This window comes from Peribacillus muralis (genome assembly GCF_001439925.1).
GTDB lineage: Bacteria > Bacillota > Bacilli > Bacillales > DSM-1321 > Peribacillus > Peribacillus muralis.
Map to the genome: position 1 here is coordinate 268,845 of NZ_LMBV01000003.1, position 24,456 is coordinate 293,300.

Here is a 24,456-nt window from a genome sequence, read left to right on the forward strand (position 1 = left end):
GGAAAAGGGACGGGTTCCTCCCCGTCCCTTCACTCTTTAAGCAGCCTGACTCGGTAACAATTGACAGCCGTCTCCCCTAGCTGTTCCAGTAATTGATGGTTAGCATATGCACCGACAGCGGCCCCCAAACCCGGGACGAGCTGGAACAACTTAATGACATCGATGTGATCGCGATATTCCTGCTGAAATTCCTGCCAGTCAATCTCAGGCACATCCGTGGTATCCCATTCTTCTATCACCTTTAATGTCGCCAGCCTTTTCTCCTCGCTTGAGAACGCCATCTGGAAAATATGGAGGATAAAAAGACGTTCCTCATACTTGTTTGGATCGAACCCGTATAATCTTGAGATTTCAAATAATAACTTCATCTTGATGCTTAGCAGTAAAGGGAAATCAGCCAGACCAATCAAAAGCCCTGCCGCCCCTGTCCCCACCCCCTCCAAAATAGCTGTCTTGCGATAGGTCGCTACCGTTTCCGCAACCCATTCCTCTTTTTGCTGGAAGGAAAGAAGCATTACGTTTTTCTCTTTGGACATATATTTAGATCCTGATAATACTGTCTCAATCATCGCTTTAATGCTATCGGTGATCATTTTATGCACACGGTCCGGAATGTAGCCATTCACTTTCGTTTGCGCCTTTTTGGACATCCGCTCAAACCTGCCCGATTTCTTCGCCACCTTCTTTTTCCATGTTATTAGCTCCGCCAATGCCATTTGTTCATATTCATTCATTTACGCACCCCCGTTATATATGTATATACTTCCATCAAGGCTTTTATTGTTCATTTTCATTTCTGAAAAGAAAAAGCTGATTTTATGAAAAAATCAGCTTTTCGTTCAAAAGTTTTTTATTTTTTTTGTTGCATAAACTTTAAAGCCAGTTAAGAAGACTAGCCCCAGCAACAAAGTGGCCAAAGCTGACATCCATTCCCCTTTCACAAGCAGGACGATACAAAAGACGAAGTCCTCAAAGAATAAGAAATATGAAATAAGCTTAATGACTGCAGATTCTCTCATCTTTGCCGACAATGGATACAGAGAGACCCAAACTTTCCATTCATGAATCTTCCACACCGGCAGCAGCTGCAGGGCTGTCATGAATAAGAACAAAAAAGTCACGATCAAATGAGCCCACAGATTAGTGAATGCACTTAAGATGACGGATCCTATGATGGTTAAACGCAAACAAAGTCCCACATAATCATTGGACCGCAGCAAAGTCCGAGCATATAGGAAGGTATAAGTGGATTTTTCACCATATGTAATGAATGATAGAAGCCAGTCCATCCATTTCCTTCTTGCCACCTTCCCTTTTAAATGTGGAACATCTGTAAACATGTTCGCAACTCGATAGAACGAATTCATCCGCTTATTTTCCAATTCAACAAGGCGCTCCCACTTCAAAACAAAATCTTTGACTGCACTTCGGTAATACAGGCATAGCCCTATTAATATGAACAACGTAATTATGGCAAAGAGGATATTTGCCCCTGAACAGATGAAATAGAGCATCACTCCATTAAGTATAAAGCGGATGAGGGAATCCCAATGGCTGACTGAAGGATCCTGATATTTCAATACGTTCCAGCGCATGATTAAATTCACAAACTTCAATATCAACAACACAGCAAGAATCATTCCGAAATCCCTACCGCCAGCATCCGTGACCTTCGTATACATCGGTATGAATGCAATTAGGACAACAAGCAAGATAAAGCCTTGCATAACCCAACTCAGCAGCAGCGAATTGTTAAAGTAACTTTTCAGCTTTGTTTCAAGCGGAAGCAAAAATACAGTATCGGCTTCTTTCAAAAAGGTATTTATCGGACTCCTCGTTACAAGGAGAGATAAAACAACGGCCATGATCCATTCGGCCGGAAAATCACCATCCAGCGTCTTCACCCAATCGCTGTAATAATAAGCCAGACCACCAAGAACTAATACCATTACAAAAACCAGATGTCCATTAAAAATATACCGAAGGTATTTCTGAGTTTCATTTATATAGCCCAAATATCTTTCCTTCCAGAGATTTTGACTATTCATGTCCAATTTCTTCTTTCGTCAATTGAATATACAAATCGTCCAGCGTCGCTCCCGGCATGGCAAATTGCTCGCGAAGCTGCTCAAGATTGCCCTTTGCACGGATTTCGCCATTATGCAGGATGATGAAGGAGTCACAATACCGCTCCGCCGTAGCCAATATGTGGGTGGACATTAAAATCCCCGCTCCGCTCTCCTTCATTTTTCTCATTAAGTCCAGCAACGATTGGATGCCCAATGGATCTAAACCGACGAACGGTTCATCCACGATATATAACGAGGGCTGCACCAAAAAGGCGCACATGATCATGACCTTTTGCTTCATCCCTTTTGAAAAATGGGCCGGAAACCATTTAAGTCTCTTCTCCATATGGAACTCCTTAAGCAAAGCATCCATTCTTTCTTTATATGTGGCTTCAGCCAATCCATGCGCCATTGCCGTCAGCTTTAAATGCTCCTCAAGTGTCAGTTCATCATATAAGATGGGCGTTTCAGGAACATATGTGAATTGTTTTCGATATGTATCAGGGTCCTGTGCAAGCGTCTTACCGTGTATCGATACACTCCCGCCCTTTGGTTCCATCAATCCGATGATATGCTTGATCGTCGTACTTTTTCCAGCACCGTTGAGCCCAATCAACCCCACCAGCTCATTTGGTTGAATGTCAAAACTTATTCCTTTTAAAACGGGCGTTTTCGTGTATCCTCCGACTAATTGCTTTATTTCCAATAAGGACATATAAACGATCCTTTCTATATATAGGGTTCTTATTTCCATTTTAGCAAATTCTCCTGCATTTATATAGTCGAGTGTTCCCGGAGATAAATTTCCATAAATAACTAATTATATTTTTCCGGCTAAGTGGCTATCATAAATAAGGAAGAAGGGGTTAGTCATTACAAGTGATTCACATCATATTGTAAATGAGGTGTCAGTTAAAGACGTATTACACTGAAATGCCCAAATGTTTTATTACAAATGATTCATATCATATTGTAAATGAGGTGTCAGTTAAAGACGTATAACTGAATTAAACCAGAAGCTTCATTAAAAAAAATCGTTTCGAGCAAGGAGATGGTTCTCTTGCACGTAAAAGCAGAAAACTCATTCAATCATTATCAATTATGCTTTATAAGTTGATGAAACTTTAAAGATATAGGAGATGGTTGCTTTGAATGGAAAAACTCTAACCAGATAACCATATTTTACTTTAATGTAGATGAGGTGTTTGTCGCAGAGAATTTATGCTAATGCGAATTTTGAAGCAAATCCCCCTTTTTCTAGGACAGGGTGCAACTTAATGTTGCATCCTGTTTTTATGGTTTTTTCTTTTCGCAACGATTGCTGCTATGGTACGATTAACCATATACACTAACTTCTAAAGGAGCGGGTTTTAATGAGTGATTGCATTTTTTGCAAAATTATCGATGGAGAAATTCCTAGCACCAAAGTTTTTGAAAATGAACATGTACTGGCCTTCCTTGATATCAGTCAAGTAACTAAAGGTCATACGCTCGTAATTCCTAAAGTACATAAAGAAAATCTTTATGAGTTAACACCGGAAATCGCAAAGAGTTTATTTGAAGTCGTCCCGGAAATTTCCCGCGCTATGAAACAGGAATTCAATCCCGTAGGACTTAACCTTCTGAATAACAACGGCGAAGCAGCAGGACAATCCGTTTTCCATTTTCATATGCATTTAATTCCGCGACATGGAGAAGGTGACGGATTTGGGGCTGTTTGGAAAACGAATGCCAGCGCTTATACCCCTGATGATCTGAAGCAGATTGCCGATTCCATTGCCCAGCATATCAATAAAGACTAAGGGTAGCCTGTAATCATTGTGTTTGCCTCATTCGTCAGGCTATAAAAAATTGCAAATTTAGAAATCAGTTAAAAATCTAAAACACACATTCCAATTTGGTCCTCACTCAAAGTGCAGGACCTTTTATTTTGACGTTTCATCCTGCAGGTTATCCACGTAAAATTCTAAATTTTCCTCCTATTGAATTTAGTTTTCTGGTAGGATATATAAATAGTCTTAAATACTTTAACACTTTGTCGTATAGGAGGAAAAAAAATGAAACGTGCACGCAACTTCAACGCTGGGCCAGCTGCCCTTCCTTTAGAGGTTTTACAAAGAGCCCAAAACGAATGGTTGAATATTGAGGATTCCGGTATGTCCGTGATGGAATTAAGCCATCGAAGTGCTGAATTCGAAAAAATTCATAACCATGCCATCCAATCATTAACAGAGCTTATGGAAATCCCCGAAAATTATGAAGTACTTCTTCTGCAAGGAGGAGCAAGTCTTCAATTTTCCATGATTCCGATGAACATTTTACATGATGGAAAAAGGGCAGATTATGTTCTCACTGGATCTTGGTCGGAAAAAGCACTAAAAGAAGCCAAAAAAGTTGGTGAAACGTCAGTAGTTGCTTCATCCAAAGAGGATAAATATACGTTCATACCTAAAGTTGAAGACATTGAACTGAGTGGAGATGCCGCTTATCTTCATATTACGAGCAATAATACGATTTACGGAACGCAATGGAAAGAGTTTCCCGAAACCGGTGACGTACCTTTAATAGCGGATATGTCGAGTGATATACTCAGCAAGAAAATTGATGTAAGTAAATTCGGCATCATTTATGCAGGAGCACAAAAAAACCTAGGTCCTTCGGGAATCACGGTTGTTATCATCCGTAAAGATTTGATAACGGACAGCGACAGCATTCCGACGATGTTGAACTATTCTATCCACTCAAAAAATAATTCTTTATACAATACGCCTCCGACACTGGCTATTTATTTACTGTCCCTTGTATTGGATTGGGCAAAAGAACAAGGTGGAGTCGAGAAGATCGCTGAAAATAACGAAGAAAAAGCAAAAGTCATTTACGACGTCATCGACGCAAGCGATGGTTTTTATAAAGGCCATGCCCAATCTGACAGCCGCTCTTTCATGAACATAACGTTCACGCTCCCGTCAGAAGAAGCTGAAGCACAATTCCTTAAAGAAGTGACGCAGGCTGGATTCGTTGGACTGAACGGCCACCGTTCCATCGGTGGGTGCAGGGCATCGATCTATAACGCTGTCCCTCTATCCCATTGCCAAGACCTTGCCGATTTCATGAAAAAATTCCAGGAAGCTTATAAAGCGAAGGAAGCTCAAATTTCTTAATTTCAAAAAAAAACCACTTCTAAAAAAATAGGTCTTATGATATAATATTTTAACCTTCTTGCAACAAGCAATAGTGCATTGTTGAAGAAAAGATGTTAGTTGAGATGAGAATAGGAGAGATGAGTAAATGAAAACGAAAACCCTTGTATCGCTGTCCCTATTAATCGGGATTGGAGCTGCCCTGCATTTCATCGTTCCAGGTTTCTTCCTGGGAATGAAACCGGATATGATGCTGTTGATGATGTTTTTGGCGATTACCTTGTTTCCTGAGAAAAAGAATGTCTTCATTGTCGCCTTGGCTGCTGGAGCCATCTCTGCGATGACAACTACATTTCCTGGAGGACAGATTCCAAATATCATAGACAAATTGGCAACTGCCTTTCTGTTTTACCTTTTATTCATCGGTCTTAAGAAGTTTTCAACATCCGTAGTGACGGTAAGTATCTTGACTGCCGTAGGAACAATCATCTCCGGTGCTGTCTTCCTTGGATCGGCATATTATATCGTATCCCTTCCAGGTCCTTTCGTTGCCCTTTTCGGAGCTGTTGTGCTTCCTGCCGTACTGCTAAATACAGTTGCGATGGTCATCATTTATCCAATTGTGAACGGCATCGTCAGAAAATCAAATGTATCCATTAATGCTTAAACCAGCTAGATCATCATACTTGAAAAGCACCGGCATGCCCGGTGCTTTTTTTTTCACTCTTATGAATCTGGAGTCAGCCAGAGTCAACCTCTACCATCAATGAATGAACAGCCACATCAACCAAATGAAAAGCAACAAGCCACCGGGCAGGCCAAAAGCGTAGGCTCTAGCCTGGAGCACCCTCTTAGTCGGATAAATGCCTGGAGTTTTTGCTTTTCTTAGAAAATAACCCATCCCGCACAAGCATATCAGGCCAAATAAAAAAATGATTTCCATTCATAACCCACCAGTGCCATCCATGTTGCGACAGCTTGTTTTTTACTATCTATATGCTCCTCTTTCCTTTATATGAAGCGTTTTCGCTAAATTTTCAAGTTATTTTTAAATATTATATATTCACAATCTAAGTTTAAGAAAATATTTTTGTGATATAAAGATAAAATGGTAGATACTCTTCCATAGAGAAGAAAATTATGGTATTTTGTTATCAATAGCATTTCCATCCCTATTTATTTAAATTTCCAATTGAGTTTTTTTTCAGCAGGGAATCAGACCATGTAACGCGAAAACAATATTATTAAATGAGGTGATCCTAATGAAAGCAAAATCATTGCTAATTGGCTTTTTAACTGGAACAGTCGTAGCGGGTGCCGCAACCTTGCTTGCAGCACCAAGCACAGGCAAGGACTTACGCAATCGCATCAAAACGAATGCGGAAGAAATGAAGGCTACCATTGAGGAACTGAAGGTAAAAATGCAAAATATTAAAGATGATTCGTTGGAAGCCACGCAAATCAGCAAAGAAACGGTAAAAACGTTTATTTCGGACGTTCAGGTAGTCATCGAGAACTGGAAGCAGGAAATCGAACCGAATAAGAATGAATTATTGAAGAACGTACAAGACATTGAGACTTCATTAAAACAATTGGAAACGGCCATTCCGTCTTCTAAAAATGATGGTTAACATGGATGCATAAGCCGGATTCTCCATTTTTCCCAACAAATAACATTTAAAACAAGAGAAAAATGGAGAATCCCTTAAAAAAACTAAAATTTTCTAAAAATTTCGCAAATATTATCTTTATTAATTTTTATTTTATTGTCATAATAAATATACAGAATCTTATAAGTAGGTGAGCTCATAATATGCAGAATAAAAATTATTCTATGAAAGAAGCAATGATTTTTAGTCAACGAATTGCACAATTAAGCAAAGCATTATGGAAATCGATTGAAAAAGATTGGCAGCAATGGATTAAACCCTATGATCTAAATATCAATGAGCACCATATTCTTTGGATTGCCTACCACCTTAATGGCTCTTCCATTTCAGACGTTGCAAAATTTGGGGTTATGCATGTTTCCACTGCATTTAACTTTTCGAAGAAATTAGAGGAACGCGGGTTTTTAACATTTTCGAAGAAAGAAAATGACAAAAGGAATACGTATATTGAAATTACCCCTGAAGGTGAAAAGATCCTCCTAGATTTAATGGAGACTTACGATCCTAGTAAAAATTCCGCTTTCTCAGGTGCGCTTCCACTTCGCGAGCTTTATGGTAAGTTCCCCGATATGATTGAAATGATGGCCGTCATCCGGAATATATACGGTGAAGATTTCATGCAAATCTTTGAACGATCTTTCGATAATATTGATCAGGAGTTTACTGATGTGGAGGGTAAAATCACCAAAAAAAAGATAGAGAAAGAAACTGAGCCAGTATAGCCTCACACTCTATCCATTTCCCTCATGAAGGCTATATATAAACCTTGTGAGAGGCATGCATCGATGCATTCCTTTGTAGTTATTTTTGGATTCACCCTTCTTGCAAATTGGTTAAAAAGCGGTCGAAAGTTCATGTATCCTTCCGCTTTTTCTATTTCGTAGCGTTTGCTCAAATTATCACATACTTCGAATAAATCTTCCGCTTCCTTCTTCGAGAAATTTTTTTCGACAAACAAATAGTCCAACTTTGCCTCTGGATTGCGAATCAGGTTCAATAATAGCCCCTGATGAAAACGGAGTATGTCTATTTCTTCATTCATATTTCTCATACATCATAATCCCCATTCCATCATTCATATTTAACATAAACCGTAAAACCTTAGGGATTTCACGATATAAATTTGACCGTCTTAATGGATAAACGCCTGTAGACCTTGTCCATAATGCGGTAATGATAATCTACTAACTAAATCAACTAATTTTAATCATTCAACGTATTGTATGTAAGTAAATTCAACAGTCTTTAGAGAGCAACTCGTGGAAAATGGCTGACGTGGTAAAGCAATAAGGAAGTTGCCGTCTGTTCTTTTTTCAGTTTATTTAATCTATAAGTTCCGTTTCATCCCGGGTTGTTTTGTATGATGACCAACCTTTGTTATTCTTTAGCCTACTAGTCTTATTATATCCTGTTCACAAACTATTACACTATTTACCTTAACGATTTTTATGTAAAAAAGTGAAAACTTATGCTTACATGCAATGTATACGTCACTTATCCGATTCGAAAGCATCTATATTTCTTCTCCCTTGTTTTACCTTTCTTCATTGTGTCAGTGATTTTACTTGGGGGCGGACTTGGTTTTCGGCATTACATTCATTATTTCACCATGTTATTATCCCTGCATACCGGATTATATGGAGAAACATCAAGAAGGATATGACATGACAGTTCTTTTCATAAAGGTGCCAGAAAAGATTTTTAAGTATCTTTTTTGATTATAATTTGGTATCGTATTTATACATGATGTTTTGCAAGGAGGGATTTTAGGTTTTGATCTCGTTCTGGTTTATTATTGTTGCCATTTTGATTCTTTATAATATTAATAGAATGACGAACTCTTTATGTATCCAAAAGGAAATTGCTGAAGACCGGCAGCCTAAAGTATTCAGGACCATTAATGTATTGATTACTATTATGTTATTATCCTCCTATATTGAAATTTTATATACGTAGAGATGAGCAACGAATGATTACTAATCATTTGTTACATACATTGGTGATACCCGGAGCATTTTTCAAAATAAAGAAAAAGGGCGAAGCGATCTGCTTCGCCTTTTGATTATGCATTTATAACCAAGAAGCCCCAATGATGACTAACAGGATGAAAAGAACGACAATTAGAGCAAAGCCTCCACCTATTCCTCCAGACATTGATCTTCCTCCTTTCCATTCTTAAGTAATAGCAGTTTCTTGCACACTCTTATATCCGCCAAAAGGAATTCATCCCTTTCGTAGCTTGATAAACATTTCAGTCTTATTCTGTTGAGCGGCTACCCTATCCTATTCAACTCCATGGCAAAAGGAGTGGGCACTTCCCATTATTAATTTTGCAATTGGTCAGCAATAGGCTGCGCCTACAATTATTAATAAAATGAATAACACTACTAACAAAGCGAAACCTCCGTTAAATCCATTACTCATTATGCTACCTCCTTTTGATGTCCTCGATTTATCATATGTAGAGGTTTATGATCTGGGTAGGCATCCACCCATTTTCTCAAAAATTCTTATTCATACATCAATATATTATTTTTTGTAAAGTAACCAGAATATGTTATAGTTAATTTTGTGGAATTACAAAGAAGTGCAAACCAGAAACTTAAAACTAGGAGTTGTTTTTAATGAAGAAGTGGGCATTATCGATTGCTGTTACTGCAGGGCTGATCGGACTTACAGCATGCAACAGCGACAAAGAAGCAGTCGTGGAAACGAAAGCGGGAGATATATCCAAAGAAGAATTTTATAATGTCATGAAAGACCGTTATGGTGACGCCGTTCTTCAAGAACTTGTTTATGAAAAAGTACTTTCTGAAAAATATACAGTAACAGATAAAGAAGTGAAGGCTAAAACGGCCGAGCTTAAAGCGCAAATGGGTGATAATTTCCAAACAGCCTTAGCATCTTCCGGATATAAGAGTGAAGATGATCTTAAACGTGCACTTAAAATTGGCATGCTTCAAGAAAAAGCAGCCGTTGCTGATATTACCGTAAAAGAAGCTGATGTGAAAAAAGCTTATGAAGATTATAAACCACAAATCAAAGCGAGACATATTCTTGTAAAAGACCAAAAAACAGCTGACGAAGTGAAGGCTAAATTGGACAAAGGCGAAGACTTCGCTAAACTTGCAAAAGAATATTCAACAGACACAGGTTCAGCTGAAAAAGGCGGGGAACTTGGCTGGTTCGGTAAAGGTGAAATGGTGCCTGCCTTCGAAGAGCAAGCATACAAGATGAAGAAAGATGAAATCAGCAAACCGGTTAAATCCGATTATGGCTACCACATCATCCAACTTCAAGATATAAAAGAAAAAAAATCGTACAAGGATATGAAAAAAGATCTAGAATATGATTTGAAAGTGGCACAAATTGACCAAACCAAGGTTCAAGATATTTTGAATGCCGAAGTGAAAAAAGCGGATGTGAAGATTAAAGATAAAGATCTAAAAGATGCGATTACTTCTGGTGATGCAGCTAAAGCTGAAAAATAATTGGATCGTTAAAGGCGACAGGACGAAGTCCTGTCGCCTTTATTAGCTATGCTCCCTGATTTATATCCTTTTTACGCCTCTCACGCTCTTCTTCCATACGTTCAATGTACTTCTGGCCTTCCTTTTCTATCCATGCATCATCTATGAGGCGCTCCTGCCTAGCTGTCCAAATTGACATGACTGCACTTACAATTATTCCGAAAAACACAAACCATATCCAAATCGGCATGTCCATTCCCTCCCAAAAAATCTACTAATCATTTACTAGAGAATATGCGTGAACAAAAAAAATATGCTTCTTTCTCCAACGGAAAGAAGCATATTTCTTCAAAATGTAGGTTTATAAAATGAACGATTATCGAGCGCAAAGACTCTTTCCGTGAATTCACCCGGTTTCACTTTCTCCAAGGCCCGGTCCATCATATTTATCTTGGCATCCATGTTATCGATGTAATGCAGCACTTCGGCTTCCCTCACCATTGGAGGTTTGGGGCTGCCCCATTCCGCTTTGCCATGATGGCTTAATATCAAATGCTTGAGGATCATGATTTCTTCTGCCTCAATCCCCAATTCCTCTGCTGCCTTACCCACTTCATTAACCATGATGGTTATATGCCCCAATAAGTTCCCTTCCACCGTGTAAACGGTTGAGACAGGTCCAGATAGCTCATGCACCTTCCCAAGGTCATGCAGGATGACGCCTGCATACAAAAGGTCGCGATCAAGCGATGGATAAAGAGTTGATACCGCTTTAGCCAGACCTAACATCGATACTACGTGATAAGCGAGGCCCGACATATACTCATGATGGTTCTTGGTCGCAGCAGGAAACGTCAGAAACTCATTCTGATATTTTTTTATAAGGTGCCTGGTCACTCTTTGGATATTCGGATTCCTCATTTCAAAAATGAATTGAGTGATCGTTTCCATCATTTCTTCCTGACTTATAGGTGCCGTTTGAATTAAATCGGCCTTTGTTATCCCATCAGCATCTGATGTGAGTCTTATATTACGGATCTTCAATTGGCTTCGGCCTCGATAATTCTGGACTTCCCCTTGAACTTTGACCGTGGCTTCGGCACAGTACGTTTTCTCATCAGCCTCGGAAACATCCCAAAGTTTTGCCTCGATCTCTCCGGTTTTATCACACAAGATCAATGTTAAAAATGGCTTTCCATTACTTGCAACCGCCTTTGTACTCGTTTTTATATACATATATATATCTACAATTTCACCAATTCCATAGTGAATGATCCCATTTCCCATGCGAGTGCCCCCGTTCGATTAAATAACAACATTATAACATATGAACCATGTTAGTGCGTTTAGATTTGTCAATAAGGGCTGGACATATTGTAAGGAAAGGACTCTGCGTTGTCACTTTTTCACCCGCAAAAAGGCCAGGCTCTAAACCTAGCCTAGCTTTTAATTCTATTTGATTAACAGTTTTTGTTCGGACAATACGTGCACTTTTCCTGTCCTTCAATTCGATAATATAAACAGCATGTCATTCGTTTATAAGGATTCATCGACTCGGGGACCGTTTTGCCCCCTATGAATCGCTTAAATGGTGAACGCCTTTCAATATTCAGCCATACTTCATCTTCAAGCAAGCATTTTATGTCCGTTTCAACTCTGGTCTTTTTATCAGTCTGTTTCAGTAACTCGCTATACATCCATACCACATAGCTCCAAATCGTTTCCCACAGTACAAGCTTCGATATTTTAGTGGTTTTGGAAAGCGGGCCAATAACATCTCCACCAAACCTGCTTAATATCGAATGAAGGGCAGCGGAACTTTCCTTCTCCGTGACATTTCTCCACCGATTTTTTTTCAATAAAAAAACCGGCTGCCAATGTATATCATCCGGATCATCCAAAACGTCAATGTCCCCCAGCTTACCCTCCCAGGCAAGCCGGTGTTTGCTGACCATATACAATTGTGCCGTAATAAAAAAAGCATACCGTCTGAACCACATGGATATGGCTATTTTTGACGTCTCCGCCCCTGTCCGGGCTTGTGCATACAAAATCAGCTCATCGAAATCGCTAAAGGTTTTGGAAGATTTGCCTTCATCGACAACTGATACGCGAAAACCTTGGAGCTCTGTTTCAATGGCTGGTGTGAGTTTAACCATTTGCCCTCATTTTTACCCGACTTTGAGCGTAACGGCCCTTCCCAAACGGGATGCACATCGGACTGCCGAATACCGGATCAAAGGAAATTTGGCATTCCATCCCGAATACTTGCTGTACCAACCTAGGTGTGATGATTTCCTCAGGCCTTCCCTCTGCATGTATCGCCCCATCTTTAATCGCAACCAGATTATCCGCATAACGGCATGCCAAATTCAAATCATGAAGCACCATAACGATCGTTCGATTCTCAAGCTCATTCAAGTCGAACAGTAAGTCAAGAATCTCAATTTGATGGGTCATATCAAGATATGTAGTCGGTTCATCCAGCAATATGATGTCCGTATCCTGGGCCAGTGTCATCGCAATCCATGCCCGCTGCCTCTGACCTCCCGATAACTCATCGACCGCGCGATCCTTCAATTCTGACAGGTTCGTAGCTTCAATTGCCTTTTGAACCTTCTCTTCATCCTCGGAGCTCCACTGTTTCAACCAACTTTGGTACGGATACCTTCCTTGTTTCACGAGCTGGTAGACGGTAAGACCTTCAGGAGCTGTCGGCGATTGTGGAAGAATCGCCATTTTTCTCGCTACATCCTTCGATGACATCGAAGAAATCGCCTTGCCTTCAAGGATAATAGAACCAGCTTGCGGCTTCAGCAAACGGGCGACCGATCGCAGCAATGTTGATTTCCCACAACCATTGGCACCAATGAAAACGGTGATCTCCCCTTTGGGTACTTTTAAATTCATATCATTTATTATTAATTTATCACCATAACCGAGCGATAAAGACTGTGTATTAATAACTGGTCGCATAAAAATACTCCCCTTATTATTCTAATAATACAAGTTTAATGAAAATGATTATCACTGTCAATCTTTATAAGCATAATGAACCAAAAATATCGAGATCCATCATCCTGCGATTGATTGATTAAAGTGGGCATTCAATTATAGATATGAGCCATTCCGGAACATTAATATTTAAAATTTTCCACCCTTCACCTTGGATAAATCGTCCGTTCATGAAGCAAATCGCGATAATCTGTATTTCAGTGGAATGCTACGGAAGGCTCGAGACTCCTGCGGGAAATATGGGTATGGGGAGCCCTCACAGACGCAGGTAAATTCACTCTAGTAGTAAAGCATCAGGCCATATAACGTTTTTTGAATGATTTAGTAAGTTATCGAGAGTTAGCTAAAGAGGTTGGAGTAGATCACTCCGTTCNATGTTGTTAAACACCATGGTGATTCAAGCATTCTCCTTACCCCTATACAAAATAAAGGCCAGCCTTTAAAATGAATAAAAGAAACGAATTACTCTGTTCAAGAGGCATCGGCCATTTTCCACATACCAGACCCTCTATGGTCCGTAGGTGGAGAAGATGCCCTTAAAATAAAGGAAAAGGGGGCATCTACCATGTCATCTCATGATCAAAAGAAAAGGAATGAGAAAGAAAATTCCTCTACTCAATCAATAGAAGAAATGAAAAAAGAAATCGACCACCTGCGTATGGAGAATGCGTATTTAAAAAGGCTGAGAGCCTTAGTTCAGGAAGAATCACGAAAATAATCAAGGCGAAAGTAGTATATGAACTAAGACATGAATTTCCTGTTAACCAATTGGTGAAGATAGCTGATTTGCCGAAAAGTACCTACTATTACCACGTTCAATCATGGAAACAGCCGATCCCGACCGTAAGTGGAAAAGGAGAATTCGCTTCATTTACCGTAAGCACCAAGGACGCCTTGGTTATCTGCGTATCACAGACACTCTTCAATCCAGAGGCTATGTGATAAACAAGAAGAAAGTACTTCGTATTATGAAAGAACTAGGGCTTCAATGCATCGCATAACTCGAAAAGGAAATTGTTACGACAACGCCGTTATAGAAATTTCTTCGGAATATTGAAATCAGAATTTCTGTCCTTACAACAATTCGAGAGTATAGACCACTTCAAGAAAGAACTTGAAGTGTNNGTCAAGATTAAGACGAAAAAGTCCAGTGTCTTATAGAACTAGTTTTGGGCATGCTGCTTAGTAAAAAGGTGTCCAAATTATAGGAGGCAGTGCACTACCCGACCGCCTCTGAATAAGAGAGTCCCTGAAGTGCAAACAACAGTCTAAGTCTAACTATAAACCTCAATACTGTGAACAAAGATGTTCTTCTATCTGATAATTCTGAGTGGATTGGAACGGAAGGCAACGACACTCCTGCGGGAAATGCGCGTCTACGTAAGCTTCTTGATAAACAGGCGCCTGCAGTGCAATGAAACGGACTACGTACAAATCCTCCAAAACCGCAGACAATCTCATTAATATTCAATGCCTCCACTCTCTTTAATCATTATTTCAACCCGATTATAATCCACGGATAATCAAATCATTATCTTTGTTCAATATAAGATCGGAGAGATGGATTACTTGCTCTTCTGCGAAATTCTCCATTACATGTCGATGGCATGTAAAAAAGAAGATTTGCCGTTTTCGTGAAGTTTTTTTCAATAACTCAAGCATCCGTTTTGTCCTTATTGCATCAAAATTGACAAAACCATCATCGATGATGAGCGGAAAAGAATCATCCTCAAAAGTATGTTCAGCAAGGGCAAACCTTAGGGAAACATAAATTTGCTCGGCTGTACCGCGACTGACCTCTTCCACCCCGAATCTCAAGCCGTCACTGCGCTGTACCATGATTCCTTCTCCCAAATGATCAACAATGATTTTCGTATAACGTCCATTCGTTAAAAAGGAAAAGTGTCGCTCGGCATCAGCGATGACCTTCGGAAGACGTTCCCTTTTATATCGGTCCAACGTTTTATTCAATAAGCTTTTTGCAATTGCCAATTTGGCCCATTCTTTCGCTTCTTCGTTAAATGCCGCTTTTTCTTCATAAAACCGATGAAGCAAATCATCATAAACACCTGATGCCTCAAGGCGCTTAATTCTATGCTTCGTGTCAGTCAGTTTTTCTAATAATGCAGATTTCAGTTTTGCAGTATCCTTTTGTTTCCGCTCCAAACCTTCAAATGTATAGGAGGTGACCCCTTTGTTTACATACATTTGTATTCGTTCCGGAAGCATCCTGGATTGCTCAACTTGAATGGTAAGCAAATCAAGTTGATTTTGCAAAGCTCCTTTTTTTTCGAATAATGCCGCGTTATGTCTATATTCTTCCTCATCATTGACCATCGCTAACTCAAAAAGCTGTTCCATTTCCGCATCAAGATAGTCTTTTTCAATCAAAAGCTGCTCGGTTTCATCCCGCAAACGGATTCGTTCCTGTAACCATTGCGTTCGTTGGATGGATAACTCTACAGCATTGTTCAATTCCCGCTTCAAAAGGGTAATTGCTGCACGCCAAGTGGATGGGTCAAAATCAAGGCGGTGAGCAAAGTGAAGTAAAATATTCGCTTTACCTTCGAATTCTTCATGTAGATAATCGTGCCGCTTGATTGTTTCATATTTCCTTTCAACCGCCTCCTTCCAATCTCCAAGCATGTCAAATACAGATTCAAGATTGATTTCCATGCCGGGAAAGGACATGCCCCATTCGCTTAAGATGCTTTTCATTTCTTTAGCCAATCTGTCCCTTGCAGCTTCCCAAGCCGCGTACTCCTGAATGGTCGATTCAAATGCTTCCTCCCGTTCCCCATATTTGACTCTTTCCGTTTCAAGCTGTCTTTGGAGGCGGTCGTCCAGTCCCAGTAATTCTCCCATCGACTCTCCATCATGATCCTGATTGGTTTCACTGCCAAGTGCTGCCCTTTTTCGTTTCGCATCATCCAATTGCCGTATATGCCCTGATAATGGATCTTCTCCTTTGAAAAGATACCTGGAAACCGCAAACAAAGCGGCCGCGGCCAGAAGTATCATTGAAAGCAACAGCTGATCACTGAAATAACAACTGATAGCACCTAACCCTAGTAGCGCTATTATACTTCCATTCATGATTCGTGAACGTTTGCGAGCCTGCGCCTTCTTGTTCTTCTTTAGAGCCAATTGTTTTTCAAGTTCGAGTATTTGCTCATCAAGAATGAGCCTTTTGACTGCTTTAAATTCACTGTTATGTTGCTTGTTGTATAAGGATTCCAGCTTGCTTCGTTTTTCCTCTGGCATTATCTGGGCTTCTATCTCCTTCAGGCGGACTTCTGCCGTCTCCAGACTTACCTTTTGCAGCCCATATTTGTCATCGAGCTGTTTTTTATTATTTTGCAGTTGATGCTTATCCCTCTCCGTCCGTTTAACCTTTTCCTTCATATATGTACTGATATCAAGTTTGTTAATTTCATCATCAGGTTGATCGAGGAATAGTTCCCGCTTCACCTTTTCAATATACTTTTCTTCCATCAGCCTTTCGTGTTCCGCCCTACGAATGTCCAGCTCTAGTTTTTCCAGTAAAGTACCTTGGTCGACTGCCTGCTCAAGCTGCTCTTTGTGCTCCTTGATGAACGGATTGATTTCGCTTTCAACGAGATTCTCTTCAATTTTGTTCAGTTTCTCTGTCAATGCGTCTAGCTGGGCCTTCATTGGCCTCCCAATTGCTTGCAACTGCTCAAGTCTTTTTAAACCATCTACAGGAAATCTAACATCCTTTACTTTACTTAGTTCCGCTTCAATTTTCGCTTGCTCCTCGATCAAGGGCTTAATGCGCAGGAAAGTGCCCACATTCACAAGCTCTTCTTCTACCTCTTGGATAGCTTCCGTAATTTCAGCAATCCTCTCCTTAAATTCTGTTTCTTCTTGCAAAAGTGTCGTATAAGATCGCTGCTCCTCTTCTGATGCTTTTACCTTTTTCTGCAGTTCCTTAAGTTCTTTTATTCTCACATTCAAAAGCGGTTTCTGTCCTGATGGCTTGAATAGCCGATCAAGCTCTTTTTGCAATTTCGTTTCTGCCTCAAGAAGCTTATCATTCCCGACCAGACCAGCTGACAGCAAATATTTACTCATGGTTCCTTCACTTAGCGTATGTAAGCCTTGAAGTCCTTGAAGGTCGAAAGAAAAAATGGCTTGATAATAGTTTTTATCAACACCATGAAGAATCTCATTCAGTTCTTCCTCACCTCCTGCCCTCCCATTTTCAAAGGTGATCGATACATCGCCAGTCGCTTTTCCCTTCACTCGTTCAATAACGATTTCCCCATGTTTTTTTGTTATAAGGGTGAGCCTTCCCCCATATTTGGCATGCATTTTAGGCTCGTAGCGCGGTTCGTTTTGAACTTTTGTCGGAAACCCAAATAAAATACTATGCATGAAAGACATGATGGTGGACTTGCCTGATTCATTTTCGCCAAAGAATACCTGCAGCTGACTTAGTTCAGGAAAACGCTGGTTTTCGAGTTTTCCATAGCCATAAACATGGAGGTCTTTAATGATCACCGCTTCTCCTCCTCCCTCATTATTTGTTCGTTTCAAACAGATGCAAAAGCCACCTGTCCGCTTCATCCAAAAGTGACTTCTGCTCTGTTGGTTCCATCGAATCAAGAAATCTTCTTGCAGCCGGGTGATGATAAAGCGGGACCAGAGCATCCTCCGTATCCTCAAATTCAGAAGCAAGCTGTGAGACCTCAGCCATAAATGGTGATAAGCTCTCACCTGGCCTAGCCATTGGCTTGGTCTGGATAAGCTTGATTTTATACACCCAGACAAATGCCTCACCTTGCTCTTCTTCCTGTAATATCCGGATCAATTCGTCAAGATATTCCCCGACCTTCCCCGGATATCCCCCGGCATCCAACTTTATTTCCAAAAGATGGTTTCTGCCATCGGAGCTTTTTTGCTCGATGAGTTCCTTGCACCGCTTGAAGATATCATCGAATCCCCTATCTGTGGATACTTCAATTGTTTCACTATCCCATATCACCTCGGCGGTACATATAAACGAATGTCGTCTTATGTCTCCATCGAGTTCGATTAGCAAGCATCCTTTTTCCCCTGTTTCCTTGCGGTTCCTGCCTTGAATATTGCCTGAGTAAATAACGAGCGGGTCCTCTGAAACCACCTGATGCTTATGAATATGACCGAGCGCCCAATAATCGAAATCCCTGTCAGCCAGCTCCTTTAGGGAAAAAGGGGAGTAAGGGCTATGCTCCACATTGCCTTCCAAATTCCCATGAAGCAGCCCTATATGATAATCGGCCCCTTCAGACTTCTTGTAGGTTTCAATCATCCTCTCCTTTACATGCCGGCGAGGGTAACTGAATCCATATAAGTGGACGCTTGTCCCATCCGCTTTTTCAAACAATTTCACTTCCGTTTGCCCTGAGAAAACGTTGACATTATCGGGGAGCTCCACAGTAATCCAAGTTCCGCTAAGATGATCATGATTTCCGTGAATGATATAAACAGGGATTTGTTGTTGCTGTAGTTTTATCATTTCGGTCCGAAAGCGCACCTGCGTCCGCAGACTCCGATTTTCCCCATCAAACAAATCGCCGGACAACACGATAAAATCAACTTGATGGAAAATGGCCTCGTTTATGACCTTTTGAAAGGCTTTGAATGGGCTTTCCCTTAATTCCTTTAATATCGTTGACGGCAAATCCTTCAGCCCTGAATAGGGACTATCCAGATGAAGATCCGCCGCATGAATGAATTTCACACTGCTCATTACCTCACCTCTGTATACCTGTCATTTCTTTTACTTTATCACAACCAGAACGTACTTTCCCATCATTTAATGAACAGTATCGCCACATTGTTAAATAAAAAGACCGAACGCGGTACATTGTCACTTGCACCGCGTTCGGTCTTTACTAGCTATTGAAAAATATCCATGCTTAAATAACGTTCACCATTATCCGGGGCAATGCACAGGACACGTTTACCTGCACCAAGGCGACGTGCCTCCTTGAGCGCAGCCCAAACAGAAGCACCGCTTGATGGTCCAATTAGTATCCCTTCCTTCGCCGCCATATCTTTCATCGTTGAAATCGCATCCTCATCAGCCGCTTGGACAATTTCATCGAACACATTCGTGTTTAAAATGCTAGGCACAAAACCGGGACTTGTTCCGACCAGCTTATGCGGACCAGGCTTCCCGCCTGAAAGAACCGGCGAGCCTTTAGGCTCGACAACGACAACCCTTAAATGTGGCAGCTGCTCTTTTAACGCTTCACCCGTTCCTGTAATCGTCCCGCCTGTACCGGCCGTTGCCACAAACACATCCAGCTTTTTATCCATCTGTTCCAAAATCTCGACAGCTGTCGTCACTCTATGAATATCAGGATTGGCTTTATTCTCGAATTGCTGGGGGATAAAGCTATTCGGAATCTCTGCAGCAAGTTCCTGAGCTTTACGAATCGCACCTGGCATCCGTTCCGCAGCCGGGGTGAGGACAACTTCCGCTCCATATGCCTTAAGAATATTGATTCTTTCCTTTGACATATTATCCGGCATGACCATGATGGCTCTGTAGCCTTTCGCCGCTGCATTCATCGCAAGTCCGATACCTGTATTGCCGGAAGTAGGCTCGATGATCGTGGCACCAGATTGGATGACCCCATCAAGCTCCGCTTGCTTAATCAAGTTAAATGCAGCCCGGTCTTTCACACTCCTGCTCGGATTGAAATATTCAAGCTTTACAAAGACTTCCGCGTCATCCCGCCCTGTTAAATGGTTAATCCTTACAATTGGTGTATTCCCTATCAATTCCGTTATATTATTCACGATTTTCACCGTCATATCATCTAACTCCCTTCAACCTATACACATACTCCATACACTTTTCTTCTAGACTATTATATCATTTATGATTTTTAATTTTAAAGATAGAATACCGCTTGCATAAATAGGCTTCGTTCACATCCACTCTAAATAAACGAGCAGAGAAAGTTTGTTTAATATAATTATTTCACATCAATTTTGTTACTATTTTGCTATTATTCAATATCCTTCGTTTTCATATATTTCTTTCAAATAATAATAGTCAAAATTGACAGATAATGATAGAATTTTCATAACCGTTCGGTTCATCAGAAAACGTATACAAATTCGAAAAGGGAGTTTTTGAAAATGACCATACTATATAAGCTAACCGTTTTTGAACCTTCAGGAGAAAAACTATTGGATGAATCTTTTACTGCAGAGAATGATGGGCAAGCAAAAGAAATAGGACAAAATCTTCTAAATGAAAAAAACTACCAAGATCAAACACACCGCTGCGTATCTCCAGCAGGCAAGCTCTTGCTTTTTCACCGCTGACAGTAATGGAAGCGCACTCATTTAATATACGCAAGAGGCCGTCACACTAACGTGACGGCCTCTTCCGATTGATATTTTTCATTTACCGGTGAAGTTCGGTTTTCTTTTCTCGACGAAAGCTTTTATTCCTTCTTGGTGATCGGCCGTTTGACGCATTTTCATTTGAGCCGCTTTTTCTATCTCAAGCATTTTAATTAATAAGGGACGATTTTTTTCACTAAGGATTTTCTTCGTTTTGATCATGGCAGAAATCGGGCTTTGCAGCCAAGCTTGCACCTTTTTCTCCACCGCCTGTTCCAATGTTCCGTCTGCCACATTATGAATGAGGCCCTTGTCTATGGCCTCGAGCGCTGTAAGCACTTTTCCCTCCCAGATCAATTCTTTTGCACCCACCTCACCAAGTCGGCGCTCAAGGAAGAAATGTCCACCGCCATCTGGAATCAGTCCAATCCCGATAAAATTCATCGCAATCTTACTTTCCGAATCCGCAATGAGGTGATCCGTTGCAAGAGCTATACTCAAGCCAAGCCCTGCGGCAGCTCCATGAATGGCGCTAATGGTCAATTTAGGCATGAAATATAAAGTGGTCACCAATTCACTGATGCCATCCATCAAGTCATCGAAAGCGTTTTCTTTTCCGGGAGAGAGCATCATCTTAATATCTCCGCCCGCGGAAAAAGCTTTTCCATTTCCTTTTAAAATGACGACGTCCACTTCTTCATTATCACTTACTTCTTTAAGCGCATTAATGAAATCATGCAGCATTTCCGGATTTAAAGCATTCATCGCCTCTGGGCGATTCATAGCAACGGTAGCTGTCCGATCGGAATATGTGACTAATACAGTACCTGCAGTTGATGTCGATTCGATACTCAATTTTTTCTTCCTCCTTCTCATTCGATGAATTAATTATATATTCCCGATCATTAACAGAATAGGGGGAAAAGTTATAATTAATAAAATCATTCCGTTATTTCTTGATGTATTTATCCTGAAGCTGATCTCGCAAGGCCCTTTTCAAAAACTTCCCAACCCCCGTTTTCGGAATCTCATCCAAAAACACCACTTCATCCGGCAGCCACCATTTTGCAAACTGCGGCTTTAAAAATTCGATGATGTTTTCCTCGGACACTTGCCCTTTATATGCATCCTTCAAAACAACGCATGCTATCGGGCGCTCCTGCCATTTTTCGTGAGGCACTGCAATGACTGCCGCCTCAAAGATCCCTTCATGGGCCATTAACGCATTCTCCAGATCTACAGAAGAAATCCATTCCCCGCCGCTTTTGATCAGGTCCTTGGTCCGGTCGACGATCTTCACGAATCCCTCCTCATCTATCGTGACGACATCGCCTGTATACAGCCATCCGTCCTTAAACGTATCCTCTGTCCGTTCATCTTGATAATATTCATTCGCAATCCAAGGTCCTCTTATCAGTAATTCGCCCATTTCTTTCCCATCAGGTGAAACTTCACCGTCCGGGCCAATCACTTTAATCTCGATCATTGGCGCAACAAGACCTTGCTTTGCCTTCAATTCATAAAGTTCTTCTTCAGGAAGGCCTTCCTGATAGCTTTTTGGTTTGGAAATAAAAACGAGCGGACTTGTTTCAGTCATCCCATAAGCATGCAAAAACGGTATTCCATGCCTTTGTTCAAATGCCTTAATCATGCTTTTTGGTGCAGCCGACCCTCCGCATAATACAGCGCGGATGCTGCTCGTATCATGGCTGGTTTCTTCAAGCTCCTTTAATAATCCAAGCCAAATCGTCGGAACCCCTGCAGCAATGGTGACCTTCTCCGCTTCTATTAGCTCCGCCAATATTTTCGGTGTGAAATACGGTCCGGGCAAAACCATCTTGGTCCCGAACCAAACGCTGGCAAAAGGCATCCCCCAAGCATTGACATGAAACATAGGCACGACGGGAAGGGCTACATCCCTTTCGCTAATTGCGGTGGAATCGGCAAGACCAAGTGCAATCGCATGCAACAATATCCCGCGATGCGAATAAACCACACCTTTTGGGTTCCCTGTCGTAGCAGAGGTGTAACATATGCCTGCCGGAGCGTTTTCATCTAAACCTTGAATGAATGGCTGTTTTGGATTCCCCTCGGCCAATAACGTTTCATAATGGTATAGAGGTGACAGGGACGTTTCAGGAAGCTCCGCTTTATCGGTCATAACGATATACCCTTCCACTGTAGGCAGCTCATCTTTAATCGCCTCCAATAGAGGAATTACATCTGGATCAATTAATAATAAGCGATCTTTTGCACTATTAACGATATAAGAAACGTGTTGAGGGGAAAGACGCATATTGATGGTGTGCAGGACTGCTCCAGAGCAAGGAATTGCAAAGTAGGCTTCAAGATGCCTATGATGGTTCCAGGCAAGCGTTCCAACACGGTCACCCGTCTTAATTCCTAATTTCGCCAACACACTCGCAAGTCTTCTTGTGCGTTCTGCAATCTCCGCATATGTAAAAGTGTGGATTCCACCATCCGTACGCGAAACTACTTCTTTTTTCGAAAAATACTTTTCCGCTCTTTCAATGATTTGAGTCATGATCAACGGAGTATCGATCATTACTATCTCCCCCTTATATTGAAAACGCCTTCATTATATATTCGACCAGAAAAAAAATAATCCTTTTTTCCTAGTGTTTTATTTTGAATGAATTTTCAAGTAGTGAAATGTCATGAAGATGAACGAAGAATCTTTTTGAGACAACTTAATTTTCATGTTTCTTTGTAGAAAAAAAAGGTAATAGTAAAGATACAATTATATTTAGAGGGAGCTCACTAATGGTAAATAAGATAAACGAAGAATTAGAGGCGTATTGCGCGAGTGAATATTCAAAGCTATCACGGGTGATCGTCTGTGAACCCCGCTATATGGAAATTCGTGAAATCATCAATGAAACGCAAAAAGAGTTCAAAGAAGAAAATATAAATCAAGCACTCGCCTTGGAGCAGCACGCCCACTTTACCGAGACACTTGAACGAGAAGGTATTGAGGTAATTAAATTACCGCCTGAAATTACATATCCAGAACAAGTCTTTACAAGAGATATCGGCTTCACTCTCGGAAACACAGTTTATGTAGCAGAGATGGCAACAAACATTAGGCAGGGTGAAGAACTTATCTTGAAATCGTGGCTCGAGACGAATGATATTCCGTTTTTCAACCTTCACAAAAATCACATAGAAGGCGGCGATGTCATCATTGACGGCAAAACGATCTATATCGGGGTAAGTGATCGGACGGATGAAACATCTATCCAGCACCTTCAGGCGTTATTACCGCAATATGCTATTATCGCGATTCCCTTCGTTGAAAAGTTTCTTCACCTAGACTGCGTTTTCAATGTAATTTCACCAACAGAGGCACTTCTATTTCCTGAAGCACTTGCAAAAAAAGAGCAGGATTTATTAGCGTCCCGCTATGACATAATTGAAGTGACCAAAGAAGAACAATTTACATTGGGAACCAACGTACTTTCCATTGGTAATAAAAAATTATTCAGTCTGCCTTGTAACGAACAAGTCAATCGTCAGCTACGTCTACGAGGCTATGAAGTCATTGAAGTCGATATAAGTGAAATCATCAAGTCAGGAGGCTCTTTCCGATGCTGTACGATGCCTCTTTTGCGGACAACGAAAAAAATGACTGGGCTTGCCTAATAAAAAAAACGCAGCCATTCACGGACCTACCCTTTTGGAGGTCCGTTTTACTTTTGTAGGC

At 40.8% G+C, this 24,456-nt stretch carries 28 protein-coding genes; 12 read left to right on the plus strand and 16 right to left on the minus strand.

Annotated elements, in window-relative coordinates; genetic code table 11:
- Positions 1-29 precede the first annotated feature (29 nt).
- The 3 genes from ASU00_RS05815 to ASU00_RS05825 all read right to left on the minus strand — a co-directional run bounded on the left by ASU00_RS05815 (position 30) and on the right by ASU00_RS05825 (position 2,784).
- A complete protein-coding gene (locus ASU00_RS05815) occupies positions 30-734 on the minus strand; it encodes an EcsC family protein (protein ID WP_057912493.1) in 705 nt (234 codons plus the stop codon).
- A gap of 105 nt (positions 735-839) precedes the next feature.
- Positions 840-2,048: an ABC transporter permease gene (locus ASU00_RS05820; RefSeq protein ID WP_057912494.1), complete on the minus strand. Its 1,209-nt coding sequence runs from the start codon at positions 2,046-2,048 to the stop codon at positions 840-842.
- Positions 2,041-2,784, minus strand: coding sequence for an ABC transporter ATP-binding protein (locus tag ASU00_RS05825; RefSeq protein WP_057912648.1), 744 nt, complete (start codon positions 2,782-2,784; stop codon positions 2,041-2,043). Before ASU00_RS05825 ends, ASU00_RS05820 begins: the two co-directional genes overlap by 8 nt.
- A gap of 658 nt (positions 2,785-3,442) precedes the next feature.
- On the opposite strand from ASU00_RS05825, the gene ASU00_RS05830 reads away from it, so the two are divergent.
- The 3 genes from ASU00_RS05830 (at position 3,443) to ASU00_RS05840 (ending at position 5,876) form a co-directional block, all read left to right on the plus strand.
- The gene (locus tag ASU00_RS05830) at positions 3,443-3,871 is read left to right on the plus strand and encodes an HIT family protein (RefSeq protein WP_057912495.1); all 429 of its coding nucleotides are present in this window, start codon (positions 3,443-3,445) and stop codon (positions 3,869-3,871) included.
- A 255-nt stretch (positions 3,872-4,126) separates the two neighbouring features.
- Entirely contained in the window at positions 4,127-5,230 is a 1,104-nt protein-coding gene (gene serC, locus ASU00_RS05835; RefSeq protein WP_057912496.1) for a 3-phosphoserine/phosphohydroxythreonine transaminase, read from the plus strand.
- Between the two features lie 127 nt (positions 5,231-5,357).
- Complete coding sequence (locus tag ASU00_RS05840; protein WP_057912497.1) at positions 5,358-5,876, plus strand: tryptophan transporter; 519 nt, start codon at positions 5,358-5,360, stop codon at positions 5,874-5,876.
- Positions 5,877-5,972: 96 nt separating this feature from the next.
- Here the strand turns inward: ASU00_RS05840 and ASU00_RS05845 are convergent, their stop codons facing one another.
- Complete coding sequence (locus tag ASU00_RS05845; RefSeq protein ID WP_057912498.1) at positions 5,973-6,152, minus strand: hypothetical protein; 180 nt, start codon at positions 6,150-6,152, stop codon at positions 5,973-5,975.
- A gap of 319 nt (positions 6,153-6,471) precedes the next feature.
- Between ASU00_RS05845 and ASU00_RS05850 the strand changes: the two genes are divergently transcribed.
- Both ASU00_RS05850 and ASU00_RS05855 read left to right on the plus strand, forming a co-directional pair.
- Positions 6,472-6,840, plus strand: coding sequence for a YtxH domain-containing protein (locus ASU00_RS05850; RefSeq protein ID WP_057912499.1), 369 nt, complete (start codon positions 6,472-6,474; stop codon positions 6,838-6,840).
- Between the two features lie 182 nt (positions 6,841-7,022).
- A complete protein-coding gene (locus tag ASU00_RS05855; protein WP_057912500.1) occupies positions 7,023-7,601 on the plus strand; it encodes an HTH-type transcriptional regulator Hpr in 579 nt (192 codons plus the stop codon).
- Positions 7,602-7,603: 2 nt separating this feature from the next.
- Here the strand turns inward: ASU00_RS05855 and ASU00_RS05860 are convergent, their stop codons facing one another.
- Positions 7,604-7,930 (minus strand): DUF1878 family protein, encoded by a 327-nt coding sequence (locus tag ASU00_RS05860; protein WP_057912501.1) that lies wholly within the window; start codon positions 7,928-7,930, stop codon positions 7,604-7,606.
- Between the two features lie 417 nt (positions 7,931-8,347).
- Between ASU00_RS05860 and ASU00_RS26875 the strand changes: the two genes are divergently transcribed.
- Both ASU00_RS26875 and ASU00_RS26025 read left to right on the plus strand, forming a co-directional pair.
- Positions 8,348-8,542, plus strand: coding sequence for a metalloprotease family protein (locus ASU00_RS26875; protein WP_413783506.1), 195 nt, complete (start codon positions 8,348-8,350; stop codon positions 8,540-8,542).
- 110 nt (positions 8,543-8,652) lie between these two features.
- Positions 8,653-8,835: a hypothetical protein gene (locus ASU00_RS26025; RefSeq protein ID WP_057912502.1), complete on the plus strand. Its 183-nt coding sequence runs from the start codon at positions 8,653-8,655 to the stop codon at positions 8,833-8,835.
- Positions 8,836-8,949: 114 nt separating this feature from the next.
- Here the strand turns inward: ASU00_RS26025 and ASU00_RS05870 are convergent, their stop codons facing one another.
- Both ASU00_RS05870 and ASU00_RS24365 read right to left on the minus strand, forming a co-directional pair.
- A complete protein-coding gene (locus ASU00_RS05870; RefSeq protein WP_034314699.1) occupies positions 8,950-9,033 on the minus strand; it encodes a YjcZ family sporulation protein in 84 nt (27 codons plus the stop codon).
- Positions 9,034-9,219: 186 nt separating this feature from the next.
- Positions 9,220-9,303 carry a YjcZ family sporulation protein gene (locus tag ASU00_RS24365; RefSeq protein WP_081092482.1) on the minus strand — a complete coding sequence of 28 codons (84 nt, stop codon included), beginning with the start codon at positions 9,301-9,303 and terminating at the stop codon, positions 9,220-9,222.
- A 200-nt stretch (positions 9,304-9,503) separates the two neighbouring features.
- Between ASU00_RS24365 and ASU00_RS05875 the strand changes: the two genes are divergently transcribed.
- Positions 9,504-10,370, plus strand: coding sequence for a peptidylprolyl isomerase (locus ASU00_RS05875; RefSeq protein ID WP_057912503.1), 867 nt, complete (start codon positions 9,504-9,506; stop codon positions 10,368-10,370).
- A gap of 46 nt (positions 10,371-10,416) precedes the next feature.
- Here ASU00_RS05875 and ASU00_RS05880 read toward each other — a convergent pair whose 3' ends face one another.
- The 4 genes from ASU00_RS05880 to ASU00_RS05895 form a co-directional block, all read right to left on the minus strand.
- Positions 10,417-10,599, minus strand: coding sequence for a sporulation YhaL family protein (locus ASU00_RS05880; protein WP_377361362.1), 183 nt, complete (start codon positions 10,597-10,599; stop codon positions 10,417-10,419).
- A gap of 98 nt (positions 10,600-10,697) precedes the next feature.
- A complete protein-coding gene (gene yhaM, locus ASU00_RS05885; RefSeq protein ID WP_057912505.1) occupies positions 10,698-11,636 on the minus strand; it encodes a 3'-5' exoribonuclease YhaM in 939 nt (312 codons plus the stop codon).
- A 173-nt stretch (positions 11,637-11,809) separates the two neighbouring features.
- Complete coding sequence (locus ASU00_RS05890; RefSeq protein ID WP_057912506.1) at positions 11,810-12,508, minus strand: (2Fe-2S)-binding protein; 699 nt, start codon at positions 12,506-12,508, stop codon at positions 11,810-11,812.
- Positions 12,501-13,325, minus strand: a complete 825-nt coding sequence (locus ASU00_RS05895) for an ABC transporter ATP-binding protein (protein WP_057912507.1) — start codon at positions 13,323-13,325, stop codon at positions 12,501-12,503. Before ASU00_RS05895 ends, ASU00_RS05890 begins: the two co-directional genes overlap by 8 nt.
- 604 nt (positions 13,326-13,929) lie before the next feature.
- Between ASU00_RS05895 and ASU00_RS26880 the strand changes: the two genes are divergently transcribed.
- A complete protein-coding gene (locus ASU00_RS26880; protein WP_377361365.1) occupies positions 13,930-14,082 on the plus strand; it encodes a hypothetical protein in 153 nt (50 codons plus the stop codon).
- Between the two features lie 103 nt (positions 14,083-14,185).
- Positions 14,186-14,365 (plus strand): IS3 family transposase, encoded by a 180-nt coding sequence (locus ASU00_RS26885; protein WP_413783507.1) that lies wholly within the window; start codon positions 14,186-14,188, stop codon positions 14,363-14,365.
- Positions 14,366-14,870: 505 nt separating this feature from the next.
- On the opposite strand, the gene ASU00_RS05900 is transcribed toward ASU00_RS26885, so the two are convergent.
- From ASU00_RS05900 to cysK, 3 genes are all read right to left on the minus strand, one after another.
- Positions 14,871-17,888 carry an ATP-binding protein gene (locus ASU00_RS05900; RefSeq protein ID WP_161809700.1) on the minus strand — a complete coding sequence of 1,006 codons (3,018 nt, stop codon included), beginning with the start codon at positions 17,886-17,888 and terminating at the stop codon, positions 14,871-14,873.
- Between the two features lie 19 nt (positions 17,889-17,907).
- On the minus strand, positions 17,908-19,119 hold the full coding sequence (locus ASU00_RS05905) for a metallophosphoesterase family protein (protein WP_057912509.1): 1,212 nt from the start codon (positions 19,117-19,119) through the stop codon (positions 17,908-17,910).
- Positions 19,120-19,268: 149 nt separating this feature from the next.
- Positions 19,269-20,192, minus strand: a complete 924-nt coding sequence (cysK, locus tag ASU00_RS05910; RefSeq protein ID WP_057912510.1) for a cysteine synthase A — start codon at positions 20,190-20,192, stop codon at positions 19,269-19,271.
- Positions 20,193-20,522: 330 nt separating this feature from the next.
- Between cysK and ASU00_RS05915 the strand changes: the two genes are divergently transcribed.
- Positions 20,523-20,711, plus strand: coding sequence for a YhzD family protein (locus ASU00_RS05915; protein WP_057912511.1), 189 nt, complete (start codon positions 20,523-20,525; stop codon positions 20,709-20,711).
- A gap of 78 nt (positions 20,712-20,789) precedes the next feature.
- On the opposite strand, the gene ASU00_RS05920 is transcribed toward ASU00_RS05915, so the two are convergent.
- The gene (locus tag ASU00_RS05920; protein ID WP_057912649.1) at positions 20,790-21,581 is read right to left on the minus strand and encodes an enoyl-CoA hydratase; all 792 of its coding nucleotides are present in this window, start codon (positions 21,579-21,581) and stop codon (positions 20,790-20,792) included.
- Positions 21,582-21,681: 100 nt separating this feature from the next.
- Complete coding sequence (locus ASU00_RS05925) at positions 21,682-23,298, minus strand: long-chain fatty acid--CoA ligase (protein ID WP_057912512.1); 1,617 nt, start codon at positions 23,296-23,298, stop codon at positions 21,682-21,684.
- 218 nt (positions 23,299-23,516) lie between these two features.
- On the opposite strand from ASU00_RS05925, the gene ASU00_RS05930 reads away from it, so the two are divergent.
- Complete coding sequence (locus tag ASU00_RS05930) at positions 23,517-24,395, plus strand: dimethylarginine dimethylaminohydrolase family protein (RefSeq protein WP_201786275.1); 879 nt, start codon at positions 23,517-23,519, stop codon at positions 24,393-24,395.
- The last annotated feature ends 61 nt before the right edge of the window (positions 24,396-24,456 follow it).